The organism is Pseudomonas sp. 14P5.3.2 (assembly GCF_057799175.1).
The window spans coordinates 21520-41688 of sequence record NZ_JBYOKU010000017.1 but is presented as its reverse complement, the minus strand read 5'-3'; the positions used below and the strand labels follow the sequence as shown (position 1 = coordinate 41688).

Annotated in this window: 17 protein-coding genes; 12 read left to right on the top strand and 5 right to left on the bottom strand. The window is 60.6% G+C overall.

Annotation, left to right across the window (positions count from 1 at the left end; all coding sequences use genetic code 11):
* Nucleotides 1-131: 131 nt before the first annotated feature.
* Together tsf and rpsB are read right to left on the bottom strand one after the other, a co-directional pair.
* Nucleotides 132-995: a translation elongation factor Ts gene (gene tsf, locus AC27VU_RS15615; protein ID WP_003222121.1), complete on the bottom strand. Its 864-nt coding sequence runs from the start codon at nt 993-995 to the stop codon at nt 132-134.
* A gap of 203 nt (nt 996-1198) precedes the next feature.
* Nucleotides 1199-1936: a 30S ribosomal protein S2 gene (gene rpsB / locus AC27VU_RS15610; RefSeq protein ID WP_003222119.1), complete on the bottom strand. Its 738-nt coding sequence runs from the start codon at nt 1934-1936 to the stop codon at nt 1199-1201.
* A gap of 373 nt (nt 1937-2309) precedes the next feature.
* Here rpsB and map point away from each other — a divergent pair, with 373 nt between their 5' ends.
* The 4 genes from map (at nt 2310) to AC27VU_RS15590 (ending at nt 8066) form a co-directional block, all read left to right on the top strand.
* On the top strand, nt 2310-3092 hold the full coding sequence (map, locus tag AC27VU_RS15605; RefSeq protein ID WP_103486500.1) for a type I methionyl aminopeptidase: 783 nt from the start codon (nt 2310-2312) through the stop codon (nt 3090-3092).
* Between the two features lie 41 nt (nt 3093-3133).
* Entirely contained in the window at nt 3134-5836 is a 2703-nt protein-coding gene (locus AC27VU_RS15600) for a [protein-PII] uridylyltransferase (protein WP_488724393.1), read from the top strand.
* A 121-nt stretch (nt 5837-5957) separates the two neighbouring features.
* Nucleotides 5958-7157, top strand: coding sequence for a succinyldiaminopimelate transaminase (gene dapC, locus AC27VU_RS15595; protein ID WP_488724392.1), 1200 nt, complete (start codon nt 5958-5960; stop codon nt 7155-7157).
* A 261-nt stretch (nt 7158-7418) separates the two neighbouring features.
* On the top strand, nt 7419-8066 hold the full coding sequence (locus AC27VU_RS15590) for a zinc metalloprotease (protein ID WP_473018919.1): 648 nt from the start codon (nt 7419-7421) through the stop codon (nt 8064-8066).
* Between the two features lie 15 nt (nt 8067-8081).
* Here AC27VU_RS15590 and AC27VU_RS15585 read toward each other — a convergent pair whose 3' ends face one another.
* The gene (locus AC27VU_RS15585; RefSeq protein WP_201135694.1) at nt 8082-9713 is read right to left on the bottom strand and encodes a Na+/H+ antiporter; all 1632 of its coding nucleotides are present in this window, start codon (nt 9711-9713) and stop codon (nt 8082-8084) included.
* A gap of 293 nt (nt 9714-10006) precedes the next feature.
* Between AC27VU_RS15585 and AC27VU_RS15580 the strand changes: the two genes are divergently transcribed.
* From AC27VU_RS15580 to AC27VU_RS15565, 4 genes are all read left to right on the top strand, one after another.
* Nucleotides 10007-10369 carry an ArsC family reductase gene (locus AC27VU_RS15580; RefSeq protein WP_003222107.1) on the top strand — a complete coding sequence of 121 codons (363 nt, stop codon included), beginning with the start codon at nt 10007-10009 and terminating at the stop codon, nt 10367-10369.
* Nucleotides 10370-10401: 32 nt separating this feature from the next.
* Nucleotides 10402-11436 (top strand): 2,3,4,5-tetrahydropyridine-2,6-dicarboxylate N-succinyltransferase, encoded by a 1035-nt coding sequence (gene dapD, locus AC27VU_RS15575; protein ID WP_488724391.1) that lies wholly within the window; start codon nt 10402-10404, stop codon nt 11434-11436.
* Between the two features lie 149 nt (nt 11437-11585).
* Complete coding sequence (locus tag AC27VU_RS15570; protein WP_488724390.1) at nt 11586-12791, top strand: aminotransferase class V-fold PLP-dependent enzyme; 1206 nt, start codon at nt 11586-11588, stop codon at nt 12789-12791.
* Complete coding sequence (locus AC27VU_RS15565; RefSeq protein WP_103486506.1) at nt 12788-13192, top strand: SufE family protein; 405 nt, start codon at nt 12788-12790, stop codon at nt 13190-13192. Before AC27VU_RS15570 ends, AC27VU_RS15565 begins: the two co-directional genes overlap by 4 nt.
* Before the next feature lie 99 nt (nt 13193-13291).
* Here AC27VU_RS15565 and tcdA read toward each other — a convergent pair whose 3' ends face one another.
* Nucleotides 13292-14110 carry a tRNA cyclic N6-threonylcarbamoyladenosine(37) synthase TcdA gene (tcdA, locus tag AC27VU_RS15560; protein WP_102900544.1) on the bottom strand — a complete coding sequence of 273 codons (819 nt, stop codon included), beginning with the start codon at nt 14108-14110 and terminating at the stop codon, nt 13292-13294.
* 383 nt (nt 14111-14493) lie between these two features.
* Between tcdA and AC27VU_RS15555 the strand changes: the two genes are divergently transcribed.
* The 4 genes from AC27VU_RS15555 to AC27VU_RS15540 all read left to right on the top strand — a co-directional run bounded on the left by AC27VU_RS15555 (nt 14494) and on the right by AC27VU_RS15540 (nt 19737).
* The gene (locus AC27VU_RS15555; RefSeq protein WP_003222095.1) at nt 14494-17085 is read left to right on the top strand and encodes a glycosyltransferase; all 2592 of its coding nucleotides are present in this window, start codon (nt 14494-14496) and stop codon (nt 17083-17085) included.
* A gap of 238 nt (nt 17086-17323) precedes the next feature.
* The gene (gene dapE / locus AC27VU_RS15550) at nt 17324-18475 is read left to right on the top strand and encodes a succinyl-diaminopimelate desuccinylase (RefSeq protein WP_003222093.1); all 1152 of its coding nucleotides are present in this window, start codon (nt 17324-17326) and stop codon (nt 18473-18475) included.
* Entirely contained in the window at nt 18475-19284 is an 810-nt protein-coding gene (locus AC27VU_RS15545; protein WP_488724389.1) for a putative RNA methyltransferase, read from the top strand. The genes dapE and AC27VU_RS15545 overlap by 1 nt, the downstream gene beginning before the upstream one ends.
* 75 nt (nt 19285-19359) lie before the next feature.
* Nucleotides 19360-19737, top strand: coding sequence for a hypothetical protein (locus tag AC27VU_RS15540; protein WP_003222089.1), 378 nt, complete (start codon nt 19360-19362; stop codon nt 19735-19737).
* Nucleotides 19738-19868: 131 nt separating this feature from the next.
* Here AC27VU_RS15540 and AC27VU_RS15535 read toward each other — a convergent pair whose 3' ends face one another.
* On the bottom strand, nt 19869-20078 hold the full coding sequence (locus AC27VU_RS15535) for a cold-shock protein (RefSeq protein WP_003222087.1): 210 nt from the start codon (nt 20076-20078) through the stop codon (nt 19869-19871).
* Nucleotides 20079-20169 lie beyond the last annotated feature (91 nt).

The window sequence follows — 20169 nt, the reverse complement described above, 5'->3', positions numbered from 1 at the left end:
TCAGCGCCATCGGAACCTGGCTTTGTAAGTCAGTTCCCAGTGGAAACCAATAAAAAATTGGTAACCCCATCTGAAAAGAGGCTGCGCGCGTGAGCGGGCAGCCTCTTTCGGGCGACAGTTGAAAAACCGTCTTATTGCTTGGCGGCAGCCAGCTGGGCAGCAACTTCTTCAGCGAAGTTGTCGACCGGCTTCTCGATGCCTTCGCCTACTTTGAAGTAGGTGAAGGAAACGATTTCTGCGCCGCCTTTCTTGGCCAGCTCGCCAACCTTGATTTCAGGGTTCTTGACGAACGCCTGCTCAACCAGGCTCGCTTCTGCCAGGAACTTGCTGATACGGCCTTTGACCATGTTCTCAACAATGTTTTCTGGCTTGCCTTTGATCTTCTCTTCGTTCAGCTGCAGGAACACAGCTTTTTCACGCTCGATCGCTTCAGCCGAAACTTGCGAAGGCAGCAGGAACTCAGGGTTGCTCGCAGCGACGTGCATCGCGATGTCTTTGGCCAGCTCGACGTCACCGCCTTTCAGAGCCACAACAACACCGATCTTGTTGCCGTGCAGGTAAGAACCTACAACGTCACCTTCGATACGGGTCAGACGACGGATGTTGACGTTTTCGCCTACTTTGGCAACCAGTGCTTCGCGAGCAGCTTCTTGCGAAGCGATCAGCGGAGCTGCGTCGGTCAGCTTGTCAGCGAAAGCTTTTTCAACGCTGGCAGCAACGAAGTTCTTGAAGTCGTCTTGCAGAGCCAGGAAGTCGGTCTGCGAGTTCACTTCCAGGATAACGGCAGCTTTACCGTCGTCCTTGATTGCGATTGCGCCTTCAGCGGCAACGTTGCCAGCCTTTTTCGCAGCCTTGATCGCGCCCGAAGCACGCATGTCATCAATGGCTTTTTCGATGTCGCCGTCAGCCTTTTCCAGGGCTTTCTTGCAGTCCATCATGCCTTCGCCGGTACGCTCGCGCAGTTCTTTAACCAACGCTGCAGTAATTGCTGCCATTTTCAAATTCCTCTTGGATAGGTTTTCAACCATTCCACCCGATCGAACGGGCGTTCAATTCTTCCCGAATCACCTTGTACCCGCCGCACGTTACAGATGCAGGGGCTGCGCCACCAGACACGGGCGCCAACAAACGGTTTTCGAGGTGGCAAAAAGGGGGCCAAGCCCCCTTTTTGCTTACTGAGTCAACGCCAGGGCGTCGATTACTCAGCTGCAGCCTGAGTTTCTTCAGCTGCGAATTCAACAGTGCCGCCAGCAACATTGTTGCGACCACGGATCACTGCGTCAGCCATCGAACCCATGTACAGCTGGATAGCGCGGATTGCGTCATCGTTGCCTGGGATGATGTAGTCAACGCCTTCCGGGCTGCTGTTGGTATCGACAACGCCGATGACCGGGATGCCCAGCTTGTTGGCTTCGGTGATCGCGATGCGCTCGTGGTCAACGTCGATCACGAACAGTGCGTCTGGCAGACCGCCCATGTCCTTGATGCCGCCCAGGGAGCGATCCAGCTTTTCCAGGTCACGGGAGCGCATCAGCGCTTCTTTCTTGGTCAGCTTGGCGAAAGTACCGTCTTCGGCTTGAACTTCAAGGTCACGCAGACGCTTGATGGAAGCACGAATGGTTTTGAAGTTGGTCAGCATGCCGCCCAACCAGCGGTGATCGACGTACGGCGAACCGCAACGTGCTGCTTCTTCAGCAACGATCTTGCCAGCGGAACGCTTGGTGCCGACGAACAGAATCTTGTTTTTGCCCTGGGCCAGACGCTCTACGAAAGTCAGAGCTTCGTTGAACATTGGCAGGGTTTTTTCAAGGTTGATGATGTGAATCTTGTTACGCGCGCCGAAAATGTACTTACCCATTTTCGGATTCCAGTAACGGGTTTGGTGACCGAAGTGCACACCGGCCTTCAGCATATCGCGCATGTTGACTTGGGACATGATAGTTCCTTAATAAGTCGGGTTTGGCCTCCACGTATCCCAATGACCAACCAGTGGCATAAAGCCAAAAGCACCCAGGTCATCGTGTCGACACGTGTGTGGATTTAAGCTTTTCGGGGTATCCCCGGAAAGCGGCGCATTTTATACCACAGGGTGCGCAGAAACGGAACCCGGAATCTGTAATCGCACCAAGGACATGGGCGCAGCCCCCTTGGAATCGCCTTCAGGCGCACCATTGTATAGACAGACGCGATGCACGCAGGCGCGGATTTGCTCCTTCCGTCTGATAGAATCGCGTTTTTCAGGGTCGCAAATCCAACACTTGCCACCCTCTCCGTATCAGTAAGCGCCGCCGAGCGCAGAGAGAGCCTGTATGACCGTCAACCTCAAAACCCCCGAGGACATCGCTGGCATGCGAGTCGCCGGCAAACTGGCCGCCGATGTGCTGGAAATGATTGCCGAACATGTCAAACCGGGTGTTACCACCGATCAACTGAACCAGATCTGCCACGACTACATCGTCAACGTGCAGCAGGCCATCCCTGCCCCGCTCAACTACAAGGGTTTTCCGAAGTCGATCTGCACCTCGATCAATCACGTGGTCTGCCACGGCATCCCGAATGACAAGCCGCTGAAAAATGGCGACACGCTGAACATCGACGTCACCGTAATCAAGGATGGCTACCACGGCGACACCAGCCGCATGTTCCACGTCGGTGAAGTGCCGGTCTGGGCCGAACGTCTGTCGCAGGTCACCCAGGAATGCATGTACAAGGCGATTGAAATCGTCAAACCTGGCTGCCGCCTTGGCGACATCGGTGAAATCATCCAGAAGCACGCGGAAAAGAACGGTTTCTCGGTGGTTCGCGAGTTCTGCGGCCACGGCATCGGCAAGGTGTTCCACGAAGAGCCGCAGATCCTGCATTACGGTCGCGCCGGTACCGGCATGGAACTGAAGGCCGGCATGACCTTCACCATCGAACCGATGATCAACCAGGGCAAGGCCGACACCAAGGTACTGGGTGACGGCTGGACCGCGATCACCAAAGACCGCAAGCTCTCGGCACAGTGGGAACACACCCTGCTGGTGACCGACACTGGCTACGAGATCTTCACCCTGCGCGCCGACGACACCATCCCGCGCGTCTCGGCCTGATCCCAAGAACGCTCCCAGCCTTATAGAAGGAAAGCCAATCGATGCCGCAGGTGGATCCCGAACTGTTCGACCGCGGCCAGTTCCAGGCTGAACTGGCCCTGAAAGCGAGTCCCATTGCGGCGTTCAAAAAGGCGATCCGCCAGGCGCGCGAGGTCCTCGACACGCGCTTTCGTAGCGGCCGCGACATCCGCCGGCTGATCGAAGACCGTGCATGGTTCGTCGACAACATCCTGCAAAAGGCCTGGGAGCAGTTCAACTGGAGCGAAGACGCCGACATCGCGCTGGTCGCGGTCGGCGGCTACGGCCGTGGTGAGTTGCACCCCTATTCCGACATCGACCTGCTGATCCTGCTGGACAGCGCCGACCACGAAGTTTTCCGCGATTCCATCGAGCGTTTTCTGACGCTGCTGTGGGACATCGGTCTGGAGGTCGGGCAGAGCGTGCGTTCGGTCGACGAATGCGCCGAAGAGGCCCGCGCCGACCTGACCGTGGTCACCAACCTCATGGAAAGCCGCACCATTTGCGGCCCCGAGCGTCTGCGCCAGCGCATGCTCGATGTCACCAGCACCGCACACATGTGGCCGGCCAAGGAGTTCTTCCTGGCCAAGCGCGCCGAGCAGAAGGCTCGCCACCACAAGTACAACGACACCGAATACAACCTGGAACCCAACGTCAAAGGCTCGCCCGGCGGCCTGCGGGATATCCAGACGATTCTGTGGGTGGCCCGGCGTCAGTACGGCACCCTGAACCTGCGCGCCCTCGCCGGCGAGGGTTTCCTGGTCGAGAGCGAAAACGCCCTGTTGGCCTCCTCCCAGGAATTCCTCTGGAAAGTGCGTTACGCCCTGCACATGCTCGCCGGCCGCTCGGAAGACCGCCTGCTGTTCGATCATCAACGGACCATTGCCGGCCTGCTGGGTTTTGAAGGTGACGACGCCAAACAGGCCGTCGAAAATTTCATGCAGCAGTACTTCCGCGTGGTCATGAGCATCGCCCAGCTCAGCGACCTGATCATCCAGCACTTCGAGGAAGTGATCCTCGCCCCGGAAGACGAAGCACCGCCGCAGCCGATCAACTCGCGTTTCCAGTTGCACGACGGCTACATCGAAGCACGTAACGACAACGTGTTCCGCCGCACGCCGTTCGCCATGCTCGAGATCTTCGTGCTGATGGCCCTGCAGCCGGAAATCAAAGGCGTGCGCGCCGACACCATTCGTCTGCTGCGGGAAAACCGGCATCTGATCGACGACAATTTCCGCAACGACATCCGCAATACCAGCCTGTTCATCGAGCTGTTCAAGTGCAAGATCGGCATCCATCGCAACCTGCGGCGGATGAACCGTTACGGCATTCTCGGGCGTTACCTGCCGGAGTTCGGTTTTATCGTCGGACAGATGCAGCATGACCTGTTCCACATCTATACGGTCGATGCGCACACCCTGAACCTGATCAAGCACCTGCGTAAGTTGCAGTACAGCCAGGTGTCGGAAAAATTCCCGCTGGCGGCCAAACTCATGGCCAAACTGCCCAAGCCCGAACTCATTTACATGGCCGGTCTGTACCACGACATCGGCAAGGGCCGGCATGGCGATCATTCGGACATCGGCGCGGTCGATGCCGAAGCGTTCTGTCAGCGCCATCAGTTGCCGGTGTGGGACAGCCGCCTGATCGTCTGGCTGGTGCAGAACCACCTGGTGATGTCGACCACCGCACAGCGCAAGGATCTGTCCGATCCGCAGGTGATCCACGATTTCGCCCAGATCGTCAGCGACGAAACCCGTCTGGACTATCTGTATGTGCTGACCGTGGCCGACATCAACGCGACCAATCCGACGCTGTGGAACTCCTGGCGCGCGAGCCTGTTGCGCCAGCTCTACACCGAGACCAAACGCGCGCTGCGCCGTGGCCTGGAAAACCCGGTGGATCGCGAAGAGCAGATCCGCCAGACCCAGAGCGCGGCACTGGACATTCTGGTGCGCGGCGGCACCGACCCGGACGACGTCGAGCAGTTGTGGGCGCAGTTGGGCGATGACTATTTCCTCCGTCATACCGCCGGCGACGTGGCCTGGCACAGTGACGCGATCCTGCAGCAGCCGGCCGATGGCGGCCCGCTGGTGCTGATCAAGGAAACCACCCAACGCGAATTCGAGGGTGGCACGCAGATCTTCATCTATGCCCCGGATCAGCACGATTTTTTCGCCGTGACCGTGGCCGCGATGGACCAGCTCAACCTGAACATTCACGACGCCCGGGTCATCACCTCGAGCAGCCAGTTCACCCTCGACACCTACATCGTGCTCGACACCGACGGCGACTCGATCGGCGACAACCCGGCGCGGGTCAAACAGATTCGCGACGGTCTGACCGAAGCCCTGCGCAATCCCGACGACTACCCGACGATCATCCAGCGCCGGGTGCCGCGCCAGCTCAAGCACTTCGCCTTCGCGCCGCAGGTGACGATCCACAACGATGCCCAGCGTCCGGTGACGGTGCTGGAACTCACCGCCCCTGACCGCCCGGGCCTGCTGGCGCGGATTGGCGGGATCTTCCTCGAGTTCGACCTGTCGCTGCAGAACGCCAAGATTGCGACCCTGGGCGAACGCGTGGAAGACGTGTTTTTCATCACCGACGCCCACAACCAGCCGCTCTCCGACCCGCTGCTGTGCAGCCGCTTGCAGGACGCAATCGTCGAGCAACTGAGCGTCAATCAGGAACCGGATATCAAGCTTTCGCGCATCAGTATTTGATCCAGCAACTTCCCCCCTGTGGGAGCGGGCTTGCTCGCGAAAGCGGTGTGTCAGGCAACACATCATTCAATGACACACCGCTTTCGCGAGCAAGCCCGCTCCCACATTGAACGAGGCCCCCATGAACAACGCTCTGAACCAGCTCCAGCCCTACCCGTTCGAAAAGCTCCGCGCCCTGCTTGGCACGGTCACGCCGAACCCGGACAAACGCCCGATCGCCCTGTCGATCGGCGAGCCGAAACACCGCTCGCCAAGCTTTGTCGCCGAAGCGCTGGCGAACAATCTGGATCAGATGGCAGTGTATCCGACCACCCTTGGCATCCCGGCCCTGCGCGAAGCCATCGCCGGCTGGTGCGAACGTCGCTTCGGCGTGCCAAGCGGCTGGATTGATCCGGCGCGCAATGTGCTGCCGGTCAACGGTACCCGCGAAGCGCTGTTCGCCTTCACCCAGACCGTGGTCAATCGCGGTGACGATGCACTGGTGGTCAGCCCGAACCCGTTCTATCAGATCTACGAAGGCGCAGCGTTCCTCGCCGGGGCCAAGCCGCACTACCTGCCATGCTTGGACGAAAACGGCTTCAACCCGGATTTCGATGCGGTCTCGCCGGACATCTGGAAACGCTGCCAGATCCTGTTCCTGTGCTCGCCGGGCAACCCGACCGGCGCACTGATCCCGGTCGACGTGCTGAAAAGACTCATCGCCTTGGCCGACGAATACGATTTCGTGATCGCCGCCGACGAGTGCTACAGCGAACTGTACTTCGACGAACAGACCCCGCCGCCAGGCCTGCTAAGCGCCTGCGTCGAACTGGGCCGCAAGGACTTCAAGCGTTGCGTGGTGTTCCACAGCCTGTCCAAGCGCTCCAACCTGCCGGGCCTGCGCTCCGGTTTCGTCGCCGGTGACGCCGATATCCTCAAGGGTTTCCTGCTGTACCGCACCTACCACGGCTGCGCGATGCCGGTGCAAACCCAACTGGCCAGCGTTGCCGCATGGAATGACGAAGTGCATGTACGCGCCAACCGTGCGCTGTACCGCGAGAAGTTTGACGCAGTCCTGGCAATTCTCAGCCCGGTGATGGATGTGCAGCGCCCGGATGGCAGCTTCTACCTGTGGCCGAACGTGGCCGGCGACGATGCCGCCTTCTGCCGCGACCTGTTCGAACAGGAACACGTGACCGTGGTGCCGGGCTCTTATTTGTCGCGAGATGTGGACGGCGTCAATCCGGGGGCCGGGCGTGTGCGCATGGCACTGGTCGCGCCACTGGCCGAGTGTGTCGAGGCCGCAGAGCGGATTCGCGCGTTCGTCGCTCGCCAGTCATAAGCACCTTTACCGTGCCAGTTCTGCTGGCACGGTGACCCGTCATAAAACCGCACACATATTCAATTTACCCACTCAAGTTCAGTCACTAGCATCCCTCATTCAAAGCGACTTGCCGGGAACACTAAGCAACCCGACAAGTTAAACCTGAAGAATGAAAACACGGATGTTCAGTTATGCACTCAACATGGCTTCACCCACGCAGAAAATCTGAAAACACACAGATATCCCGGCCTCTGAAACACGCTCGGGAGTTTCAGAAACATGTGGGCTAAAAACAATCCGGCGAAATTCTGGACACCCGGCTGCACACTTCGCATCGCCTTCCTCAATGGCACGCAAGAATTCAAGGACGCGACCATCGCCGCCGCCAGCAACTGGTTGCCGCACATTAATTTGAAGTTTGATTTCGTCGAAGGTGAAGCGGGCGATATCCGCATACTCAGCCAGGAAGGAACGTTTTCTTCATTTATTGGTACCGATGCCCGGTTATTCCCCGATGAGCCGACCATGAGACTCTGGCCCCACCCAGCCGACAGCGCACGTTACTTCGCAGCCAATGTAATGCACGAGTTCGGCCACATGCTTGGCGCAGAGCATGAGCAAACCAACCCGACGGCAAACATCCCCTGGGACATGCCAGCCATTTATGAGGAACATGAATTAACTGCCAACCCGGAAGAAGACGACTACCGGGCCAGCGTGACGCGCAAACGCCTGCACGACTGGTACTTTGATCGCGGCAATCCCGACGAAAGCATCTATTCGGCGTACGATCGAACGTCGATCATGCACTATCGCATCAAGCAGTCCTGGACCCTCGGTGACTTTCAGCTCTTCATTAATCTGGATCTCAGCGAACAGGACAAGATCTTCATGTCGAACGCTTATCCTTACCCGGTGTGTGAGTGAACCCACCCCCTCAGGCTATTTGACCTGCCCCAGATTCGCCTCGCTCAAATCAAGTTCGCCCAATACTTCTCTGAGCACGTCATCACCAATCTGGTGATGACGGCTCAGGCTATACAACTCCAGGCGCTGCGCGCGCAGTGCCTTCAAGCGCAAACGGCGTTCCAGCAGATCCATCTGGAACGCCAGCGCCTGGGCTTCAGCCGAATCGTTGAACACCTCAAGCTGATGCCGATATTCGGACATGATCCGCGCCTTGAGTTCAGCCGAAAGCGCCGCCTGCGCGGCATCCTGCGGCGCAACTTCTTCGGTTTCCAACGCATGGATCGCCGCTTCGGCGGTCTTGCGCCAGGCATCGCGCACTTCTTGACGACGCTTGTCGTCCGGACTTTTTTCGATACCGCGCAACAGCAACGGCAAGGCGATGCACGCCACAATCAGCGACAACAGGATCACCCCGGCGGCAATAAAGATCAGCAGATCACGCTCGGGAAACGCCTCAGCCCCCATCAGCATCGGCACCGACATCACACCGGCCAGCGTCACCGCGCCGCGCACACCGCCAACGGTCAGCAACCAGCAGGAGCGCGCCGTGGGTACTTGCGTCAGGTCACCCTTGCCGCGCAACCGCCGCAGCAGCACGGACAAACGCCAGATGCTCTGCACCCAGATAAAGCGCAGCAGCACCAGCGCGAGGAAAATCGCCACCACGTCGAGGCCGCGATACAGCAGGGTCGGCCACAACGTCGGTTCGTGGCTGACCACAGCCTTGATGATGTCCGGCAATTGCAGGCCCAGCAGCAGGAAGATCAGACCGTTGAAGGCGAACTCCAGCAATGACCAGACGCTACGGTTGAGCAGACGGGTGCTGGTCTGCCGTGGCAACAGATCGAGCCAGCTCTGCATCATCCCCGCCGCGACGGCCGAAAGAATCCCCGATGCACCCAGTCGCTCAGCCAGTACATAAGCGGCGAACGGCAATAGCAACATGAACACCACATGGGTGGCCGGATCGTCCCAGCCACGGGCAATCATCCATGCGCGCAAACGCCCGACCAGCCAGCTCAGCGCGACACCGACCGCCAGCCCGCCGACCGCCACCAGCACGAAGGTCAGGCTGGCGTTGGCCAGCGAGAACACCCCGGTCACTGCCGCGACGAGGGCAAACTTGAACGTCACCAGACCCGAGGCGTCGTTCATCAGCGCCTCGCCCTGCAACATGTGCATCAGCGGCGTCGGCAAACGGTTCTGCGAGATCGCCGAGACGGCCACGGCGTCGGTCGGCGACAGCACGGCGGCCAGCGCGAAGGCTACCGGCAGCGGAATGCTCGGCAACAGCCAGTGAATGAAGTACCCGGCGCCGACCACGGTGAACAGCACCAGGCCCACCGCCAGCGTCAGGATCGGCCCACGCAAATGCCAGAATTCGCGTTTGGGCATGCGCCAGCCGTCGGAAAACAGCAGCGGCGGCAGGAACAGAAACAGGAACAGTTCCGGATCCAGCGCCACGTGCAGGCCCAGCGTCGGCCAGGCCAGCAAGGCACCGGCGGCGATTTGCACGAGGGGTAGCGGCAGCGGGATGACCCGTCCAACCAGACGCGAAACGCTGACCAGCATCAGCAGGATAAGGACGGTGTAAGCGGTTTGCATAAAGCGGAAATCTCAGGCAATCGACAGCGTTGAACTGCCATATTAGCCGCTTAGGATGCGTCTGACCGTTGCACCTATGTCGCACGCCCGCAACGCCATTCCAATGTGGGAGCGAGCTTGCTCGCGAATACGGTGTGTCATTAACAGAGATTTTGACTGACACGGCCCCTTCGCGAGCAAGCTCGCTCCCACAGGGTTTTGCATTGCCAAATGAAGCCGGGCGCCGCGAAACCGTTTGGTCATGGCATAATCCGACACCATTTTTTTCCAGCACCTGTAAAGGGGGCGATTCCTTGACCGTTTCAAGTAAAACGTTGCACCTTTTCGGCATCAAAGCCTGCGACACCATGAAGAAGGCGCGCACCTGGCTCGATGAACACGCTGTCAGCTACGACTTCCACGATTACAAAACCGCCGGTATCGACCGTGAGCACCTGACCCAATGGTGTGACGAGCACGGCTGGCAAACGGTGTTGAACCGTGCAGGCACGACCTTTCGCAAACTCGACGACGAACGTAAAGCCGATCTCGACCAGTCGAAAGCCATCGAACTGATGCTCGCTCAACCCTCGATGATCAAGCGCCCGGTGCTCGATCTCGGTGACCGAACCCTGATTGGCTTCAAGCCAGACATCTACGCGGCCGCACTCAAGTAAGCAGCCCGTCACTTATTGCTAGAGGTATTCACATGTCCAAGTCTCTGTTCAGCATCGCCTTTGGTGTCGGCACGCAAAACCGTCAAGGCGCCTGGCTGGAAGTGTTCTACGCTCAGCCACTGCTCAACCCGTCGGCCGAACTGGTCGCCGCTGTTGCGCCGATCCTCGGTTACACCGAAGGCAACCAGGCCATCACCTTCACCACTGCACAGGCTGCGCAACTGGCTGAAGCGGTCAAAGGCATCGACGCCGTTCAAGGCAAGCTGCTGACCCGTCTGGCCGAGAGCCACAAGCCATTGGTCGCCACCCTGCTGGCCGAAGACGCACAACTGACCTCGACGCCTGAGGCGTACCTCAAGCTGCACCTGTTGTCGCATCGTCTGGTCAAGCCGCACGGCGTAAGCCTGGCCGGGATTTTCCCGCTGCTGCCGAACGTGGCATGGACCAGCCAGGGCGCAATCGACCTGAGCGAACTGGCCGAAATGCAACTCGAAGCCCGTCTGCGCGGCGAGCTGCTGGAAGTGTTCTCGGTGGACAAGTTCCCGAAAATGACCGACTACGTGGTGCCGGCCGGTGTGCGTATCGCTGACGCTGCTCGCCTGCGTCTGGGCGCTTACGTGGGCGAAGGCACTACCGTGATGCACGAAGGCTTCATCAACTTCAACGCCGGCACCGAAGGCCCGGGCATGATCGAAGGCCGCGTGTCCGCTGGCGTATTCGTCGGCAAGGGTTCGGACCTGGGCGGCGGCTGCTCGACCATGGGCACCCTGTCGGGCGGCGGCAACATCGTGATCAAGGTTGGCGAAGGCTGCCTGATCGGCGCCAACGCCGGTATCGGTATTCCGTTGGGCGACCGCAACACCGTCGAGTCGGGCCTGTACGTGACCGCCGGCACCAAGGTGGCGCTGCTGGACGAGCACAACAACCTGGTCAAGGTGGTGAAGGCGCGTGAACTGGCCGGTCAGACCGACCTGCTGTTCCGTCGCAACTCGGAAACCGGTGCCGTGGAGTGCAAAACCCACAAATCGGCGATCGAGCTGAACGAAGCGCTGCACGCTCACAACTAAGCAGCCACCCAATCCCCCTGTGGGAGCGGGCTTGCTCGCGAAAGCGGTGCGTCAGTCACCATTGATGTCGACTGACACGCCGCTTTCGCGAGCAAGCCCGCTCCCACAAGGTTCGGTGTACACCCGCCCAAGTTCACAGGGCTGAACAGATGATGATTCCCTCCCCCTGGCGCGCCGACTTTCCGGCCATCGCCGCCCTGCAACGGCAAGACCAGACCTATCTGGACAATGCCGCCACCACGCAAAAACCCCAGGCCCTGCTCGACGCGCTAGCGCACTACTACACCAACGGCGCAGCCAATGTGCATCGTGCGCAGCATCTGCCCGGCGCCCACGCGACGCAGGCGTTCGAAGACAGTCGGCTGAAAGTTGCCCAGTGGCTGAATGCCGGTGACAGCGGGCAGATCATCTTCACCCACGGCGCCACCAGCGCGCTGAATCTCCTGGCCTATGGCCTTGAGCATCTTTTCCATCCGGGCGATGAAATTGTCATCAGCGCCCTGGAGCATCACGCCAACCTGCTGCCGTGGCAGCAACTGGCACAACGGCGCGAGCTGAAACTGGTGATCCTGCCGCTGGACGCCGACGGCGTGATCGACCTCGGCGCCGCTGTGCGTCTGATCACCCCGCGCACTCGCTTGCTGGCGGTCAGTCAGCTGTCCAACGTGCTCGGCGCCTGGCAACCGCTGCCGGCGCTGCTGGCGATGGCCAAGGCGCAGAACGCGCTGACCGTGGTCGATGGCGCCCAGGGTGTGGTGCACGGTCGCCACGACGTGCAAGCGCTGGGTTGCGACTTTTATGTATTTTCCAGCCACAAGCTGTACGGCCCCGATGGTCTCGGTGTGTTGTTCGGGCGCAACAAGGCGCTTGAGCAACTGCAGCCGTGGCAGTTCGGCGGCGAAATGGTGCTGGAAGCCAATTATCACGATGCGCGCTTCCGCCCTGCCCCGTTGGGTTTCGAGGCCGGTACGCCGCCGATTGCCAGCGTAATCGGCCTCGGCGCCACTCTCGATTATCTGGCAGGGCTGGATCAGGACGCGGTGTCGGCCCACGAAGCGGCGCTGCACGCCTATCTGCTGCAAGGCCTGGCCGCGCGCAACGGCATTCGTCTGCTCGGCAAGCCGCAACTGGCGCTGGCGAGTTTCGTCGTCGAGGGCGTGCATAACGCCGATCTGGCACATCTGCTGACCGAACAAGGCATCGCCGTGCGCGCCGGGCATCACTGCGCCATGCCATTGCTGAAAAGCTTTGAGCTGGCCGGTGCTATTCGTGTGTCGCTGGCGCTGTACAACGACTCCGAGGATCTGGAGCGTTTCTTCGAAGCGCTGGATCAGGCCCTGGAGTTGCTGCGATGAGCCTGCCGCTCGCCGCCGCCGAAGCGCTGCAGACCTTTCAGAATGCTGCCGGTTGGGAACAGCGCGCACGGTTGCTGATGCAGTTTGGCGATCGTCTGCCGCCGCTGGATGACGCAGACAAATGCGAAGCCAACCGCGTGCATGGCTGTGAAAGTCAGATGTGGCTGGTGGGGGAATTGCAGGACGGTCACTGGCAGTTCAGCGCAGCCAGCGATGCGCGGATGATTCGCGGGTTGGTAGCGTTGCTGCTGTTGCGGGTCAACGGTTTGAGCGCTGCCGAGTTGCAGCAGGTGGATTTGCCCGACTGGTTCAATCAACTGGGGCTGTCGCGGCAATTGTCGCCGTCGCGCAGTAATGGCTTGAATGCCGTGCTCAAGCGCATGAATGAGTTGGCAGGCTGATCGCCTTCGCGAGCAAGCCCGCTCCCACAGGGGATTTGTGAACGCCACAGATCCAACGTGGGAGCGGGCTTGCTCGCGAAGAGGCCATCACTGACAACCTCAGATCTGAGGTTTGACCCGATCCGCCGGCCGCCGCACACCCGCCACAATCTTGTCCACAGCCTTGGTCGCAGCGACCATGCCGAACGTCGCCGTGACCATCATCACCGCGCCAAACCCGCCGGCGCAGTCGAGCTTCACGCCATCGCCGACAAAACTCTTCTGCAAGCAGATGCTGCCGTCCGGTTTCGGATAGCGCAGCTGTTCAGTGGAGAACACGCACGGCACGCTGTAATGGCGGGTCACGGTGCGCGAGAAACCGTAGTCGCGGCGCAGGGTCGAGCGCACTTTCGAAGCCAGCGGATCGTTGAAGGTCCGGTTGAGGTCGCAGACCTGAATCAACGTCGGATCGATCTGCCCACCCGCACCGCCCGTGGTGATGATCTGGATCTTGCGGCGTTTGCACCAGGCGATCAGTGCAGCCTTGGCGTTGACCGCGTCGATGCAGTCGATCACGCAGTCGATGTTCGGCGTGATGTACTCGGCCATGGTGTCGCGCGTCACGAAGTCCGCCACCGCATGCACCGTACAATCCGGATTGATCCCGCGCAGGCGTTCGGCCATCACTTCGACCTTGGGTTTGCCGACGGTGCTGTCCAGCGCATGCAACTGGCGGTTGGCGTTGCTGACGCAGACGTCGTCGAGGTCGAACAGCGAAATCTCGCCCACACCACAGCGGGCCATGGCTTCCGCCGCCCAGGAACCGACGCCACCGACGCCGACAATCGCCACATGGGCCGCACGCAGGCGCTCAAGGCCCTCGATGCCATACAAACGGGCGATGCCTGCAAACCGCGGATCTTCTGTACTCATGACCATTACCCCAAAAACCGGCGCGCATTATAGGGCCGTCGGCGGCCAAGAGCATCTTTGACGCTATGAACGGTGCACGCAGCCGTTTTCACACAACCTTTGTGGCGAGGGAGCTTGCTCCCGCTGGACTGCGAAGCAGGCCGCTTTTTGAAGGGCCACTTCGCGACCCGGCGGGAGCAAGCTCCCTCGCCACGGGAATTGCTATAACTGAATAACAAAGTTTTCTCTTACAAGCTGTTACTAAAGAACTTAAATCAGGTTGGACTGCCCAATGTCGGGCATTTTCCTGCCCGGTGTACGAGCAGTGAACTGCCGGTGTAGGATTCGCGCCCTTTTGGCGTAAGCCGATCCGTTCCTTCGTTCCACAGCCTTTGGAACCCGAAATAGCTATGTCATCGCGTAAATTTGGTCTCAACCTGGTGGTGGTTCTGGCAATCGCCGCCCTGTTCACCGGTTTCTGGGCGCTGATCAACCGCCCGGTCTCCGCGCCCAACTGGCCGGAACAGATCTCCGGTTTTTCCTATTCGCCATTCCAGCAGGGCCAGTTCCCGCAGAAGGATCAGTATCCGACTGACGACGAAATGCGCCGCGACCTGGAGATCATGAGCAAGCTGACGGACAACATCCGCATCTACTCGGTCGACGGTTCGCTGCAGGACATCCCGAAACTGGCGGAAGAATTCGGTCTGCGCGTGACCCTCGGGATCTGGATCAGCCCCGATCAGGAACGCAACGAGCGGGAAATCCAGCGCGCCATCGAACTGGCCAACACTTCGCGCAGCGTGGTTCGTGTGGTGGTCGGTAACGAGGCGATTTTCCGCAAGGAAATCACTGCCGAGCAACTGAGCGTGCTGCTGGATCGGGTGCGCGCGGCGGTGAAAGTGCCGGTGACCACCTCCGAGCAGTGGCACGTCTGGGAAGAACACCCGGAACTGGCCAAGCACGTTGACCTGATCGCTGCGCACGTCCTGCCGTACTGGGAATTCATCCCGGTCGACAAGGCCGGGCAGTTCGTCTTCGACCGCGCCCGCGACCTGAAAAAGCTGTTCCCGAAAAAGCCGCTGCTGCTGTCCGAAGTCGGCTGGCCGAGCAACGGTCGCATGCGCGGTGGCGCCGACGCGTCGCCGGCGGATCAGGCGATCTACCTGCGCACACTGGTCAACAAGCTCAACCGCCAAGGCTTCAACTACTTCGTGATCGAAGCGTTCGACCAGCCGTGGAAGGCCAGTGACGAAGGTTCGGTGGGCGCCTACTGGGGCGTGTTCAACGCCGCCCGCCAGCAGAAATTCAACTTCGAAGGCCCGGTCGTCGCCATACCGCAATGGCGCGTGCTGGCCATCGGTTCGGTGGTGCTGGCGCTGCTGTCGCTGACCCTGCTGATGATCGACGGCTCGGCCCTGCGCCAGCGTGGCCGCACCTTCCTGACCTTTATCGCGTTCCTCTGCGGTTCGGTGCTGGTGTGGATCGGTTACGACTACAGCCAGCAATACAGCACGTGGTTCAGCCTGACGGTGGGTTTCCTGCTGGCGTTGGGTGCGCTCGGGGTGTTTATCGTGTTGCTGACCGAGGCGCATGAACTGGCCGAAGCAGTCTGGACCCACAAGCGCCGGCGTGAATTCCTGCCGGTGGTGGGCGACTCGGACTACAGACCGAAAGTCTCGATCCACGTACCGTGCTACAACGAGCCGCCGGAGATGGTCAAACAGACCCTCGACGCCCTGGCCGCCCTCGATTACCCGGACTATGAAGTCCTGATCATCGACAACAACACCAAAGACCCAGCCGTGTGGGAGCCGGTGCGCGACTACTGCGCAACCCTCGGCCCGCGTTTCAAGTTCTTCCACGTCTCGCCCCTGGCCGGTTTCAAGGGCGGCGCGCTGAACTACCTGATTCCGCATACCGCCAAGGACGCCGAAGTGATCGCGGTGATCGACTCCGACTACTGCGTGCATCCGAACTGGCTCAAGCACATGGTGCCGCACTTCGCCGATCCGAAAATCGCCGTGGTGCAGTCACCACAGGATTACCGCGACCAGAACGAAAGCACTTTCAAGAAGCTCTGCTACGCCGAATACAAAGGTTTCTTCCACATCGGCATGGTCACCCGCAACGACCGCGACGCGATCATCCAGCACGGCACCATGACCATGACCCGCCGTTCAGTTCTGGAAGAACTGGGCTGGGCCGACTGGTGTATCTGTGAAGACGCCGAGCTGGGTCTGCGCGTGTTCGAGAAAGGCCTGTCGGCGGCGTATTACCACGACAGTTACGGCAAGGGTCTGATGCCGGACACCTTCATCGACTTCAAGAAACAGCGTTTCCGCTGGGCCTACGGCGCGATCCAGATCATCAAGCGCCACACCCGCAGTCTCTTGCGCGGCAAGGACACCGAGCTGACCCGTGGCCAGCGTTACCACTTCCTCGCGGGCTGGCTGCCGTGGGTCGCGGACGGCATGAACATCTTCTTCACCGTCGGCGCCCTGCTGTGGTCGGCGGCGATGATCATCGTGCCGCAACGGGTCGATCCGCCGCTGCTGATCTTCGCAATCCCGCCACTGGCGCTGTTCGTGTTCAAGGTCGGCAAGATCATCTTCCTCTACCGTCGCGCCGTGGGCGTGAACCTCAAGGATGCGTTCTGCGCGGCACTGGCTGGCCTGGCGTTGTCGCACACCATCGCCAAAGCGGTGCTGTACGGCTTCTTCACCAGCAGCATTCCGTTCTTCCGCACGCCGAAAAACGCCGACAACCATGGCTTCTGGGTGGCGATTTCCGAAGCGCGCGAAGAGCTGTTCATCATGCTGCTGTTGTGGGGCGCAGCGCTGGGGATCTACCTGGTGCAGGGCATTCCGAGCAACGACATGCGCTTCTGGGTCGCAATGCTGCTGGTGCAGTCGCTGCCGTACCTGGCCGCGTTGATCATGGCGTTCCTCTCGTCGCTGCCAAAACCTGCGACAGCGCCTGAACCGGCGCCTGTCGTCTAATTCCTCGACGAAGTACTAAACGGCGGCCAATGGTCGCCGTTTTGCTTTAAGATAACCGCCATTTTGCAGGGCTTGGCGGGATACACGGTGTAACCGACCGAACCCAATCCCTGTGGGAGCGAGCTTGCTCGCGAAGGCTTTGTAACATTCAACCCTTAAGTTGCCTGATACACCGCTTTCGCGAGCAAGCTCGCTCCCACAGTGGCCCCAGCCCACATTCATGACTCCGGAGTTTTCCATGACGGCCCACGCCGACCTTTCGCCGACCCTCCAACTCGCCATCGACCTGATCCGCCGTCCGTCCGTGACGCCGGTCGACGCCGATTGCCAGAAGCAGATGATGCAGCGCCTGGGCGATGCCGGTTTCACCCTGGAGCCGATGCGCATCGAGGACGTGGACAACTTCTGGGCCACCCACGGCAACGACGACGGCCCGGTGCTGTGCTTCGCCGGCCACACCGACGTGGTACCGACCGGTCCGGTGACTGCCTGGCAGATCGAACCGTTCAACGCCGTGATCGATGAACACGGCATGCTCTGCGGTCGCGGCGCGGCCGACATGAAAGGCAGCCTGGCGTCGATGACCGTCGCCGCCGAGCGCTTTGTCGCCGACTACCCGAACCACAAGGGCAAGGTCGCGTTCCTGATCACCAGCGACGAAGAAGGCCCGGCGCACCACGGCACCAAAGCGGTGGTGGAACGTCTGGTGGCGCGCAAGGAGCGTCTGGACTGGTGCATCGTCGGCGAACCGTCGAGCACCACGCTGGTCGGTGACGTGGTGAAAAACGGTCGTCGCGGCTCGCTCGGCGCCAAGCTCACCGTGCGCGGCGTGCAGGGCCACGTGGCCTACCCGCATCTGGCGAAGAACCCGATTCACCTCGCCGCTCCGGCGCTGGCCGAACTGGCCGCCGAGCACTGGGATCACGGCAACGATTTCTTCCCGCCGACCAGTTTCCAGATTTCCAACCTCAACTCCGGCACCGGCGCGACCAACGTGATCCCGGGTGATCTGGTGGCGGTGTTCAACTTCCGCTTCTCCACCGAATCCACCGTCGAAGGCCTGCAGAAGCGCGTGGCCGACATCCTCGACAAACACGATCTGGACTGGCACATCGACTGGGCGCTGTCCGGTCTGCCGTTCCTCACCGAGCCGGGCGCGCTGCTCGACGCGGTGTCGTCGAGCATCAAGGACATCACCGGCCGCGAGACCAAGGCGTCGACCAGCGGCGGTACCTCCGACGGTCGTTTCATCGCGACCATGGGTACGCAAGTGGTTGAGCTGGGCCCGGTCAACGCGACCATTCACCAGGTCAACGAGCGTGTGCTGGCGGCCGATCTCGACGTGCTGACCGAGATCTACTACCAGACCCTGATCAAGTTGCTCGCCTGATGCTCGCGTGCCCGATCTGCAGTGAACCGCTGAACAGCCTCGACAACGGCGTGGTCTGCCCCGCCGGCCACCGCTTCGACCGTGCGCGTCAGGGCTACCTGAACCTGTTGCCGGTGCAGCACAAGAACAGTCGCGACCCTGGCGACAATCAGGCGATGGTCGAGGCGCGCCGCGACTTCCTGAACGCCGGGCATTACGCGCCGGTGGCCAAGCGTCTGGCCGAGCTGGCGGCGAGTTATGCGCCGGCACGATGGGTCGATATTGGTTGCGGTGAGGGTTACTACACCGCGCAGATCGCCGAGGCCCTGCCGGAAGCCGATGGCTACGCGCTGGACATCTCGCGCGAGGCGGTGAAACGTGCCTGCAAACGTAATCCGGCGCTTACCTGGTTGATTGCCAGCATGGCCCGCGTGCCGTTGGCGTCGGGCAGTTGCCAGTTTCTCGCCAGCGTTTTCAGTCCGCTGGACTGGGCAGAAGCCAAGCGTCTGCTCAGCGTCGGCGGCGGCCTGATGAAGGTCGGCCCGACCAGCGGCCACCTGATGGAACTGCGCGAACGCCTGTACGACGAAGTGCGCGAATACACCGACGACAAGCATCTGGCCCTGGTGCCGGAAGGCATGGCGCTGGCGCACAGCGAAACCCTGGAATTCAAACTGACGCTGGACAAGCCCGAGGATCGCGCCAACCTGTTGGCGATGACACCCCACGGCTGGCGCGCCAGTGCCGAACGCCGCGCCGCAGTGATCGAACAGGCCGAGCCGTTCGTGACCACCGTGTCGATGCGCTACGATTATTTCGTTCTTCAATAACTTTGGGTCTCGGGCGAGTGCCCGGGGCCGGCTAAATCCGCGAATGGATTTTTCAGACCCGCAGTGAGGACATCCATGCGCCAACCGGATATCGAGATTTACCTGAAAGACGCCGACGTCGACCACAAGGCGATTTCCGCCTGGCTCGGCGAAGCCCTGGGCCCGTGCAGCGACTGGGTACAGAAAGGCCAGACCTACAAATGCAAGGCCGGCAATGTGCCGGTGACCTGGTTGCCGAAAGCCGTGGGCAAGTGGAACAGCCTGTACCTGGAAAGCGATGCGACCCCATGGGACGACGACATCGCCTGCGCCCGCGCAGCCTTTGCCGCGCTGAACGTCGAAGTGCGTTGCGCACCGGGCACGTGGGTCGAGGAAGAAGGCGAAGAGACGGCGGATCGCTGGATTCGCATCAGCGAAGACGGTGAAGAAGAGATCACCTGGAAGACCGCTTAAACGAAGATCCCATGTAGGAGTGAGCCTGCTCGCGATTGCGGTGTATCAGCTACAGATATGCTGAATGACACGACGCATTCGCGAGCAAGCCCGCTCCCACATTTGGTTTTGGGGTGTTTTGGAGCGTTGTATTACAGACCTACCACATCCTCAGCCTGCAACCCCTTCTCCCCCGTCACCACCGCATATTCAACCTGCTGACCTTCAGTCAGCGAGCGATGCCCTTCACCGCGAATCGCGCGGTAGTGCACGAACACGTCCACGCCGTCGTCGCGCTGAATGAAGCCGTAGCCCTTGGCGTCGTTGAACCACTTCACATTGCCGGTTTCACGTGTTGCCATCTGTTCATACTCCTTTTTTATTATTGAACAGGCTTTTCGCAGGAAAGCCTTTGCGGAACGTCAGACTGCGCCCGACGTCCATAAAGGGCCC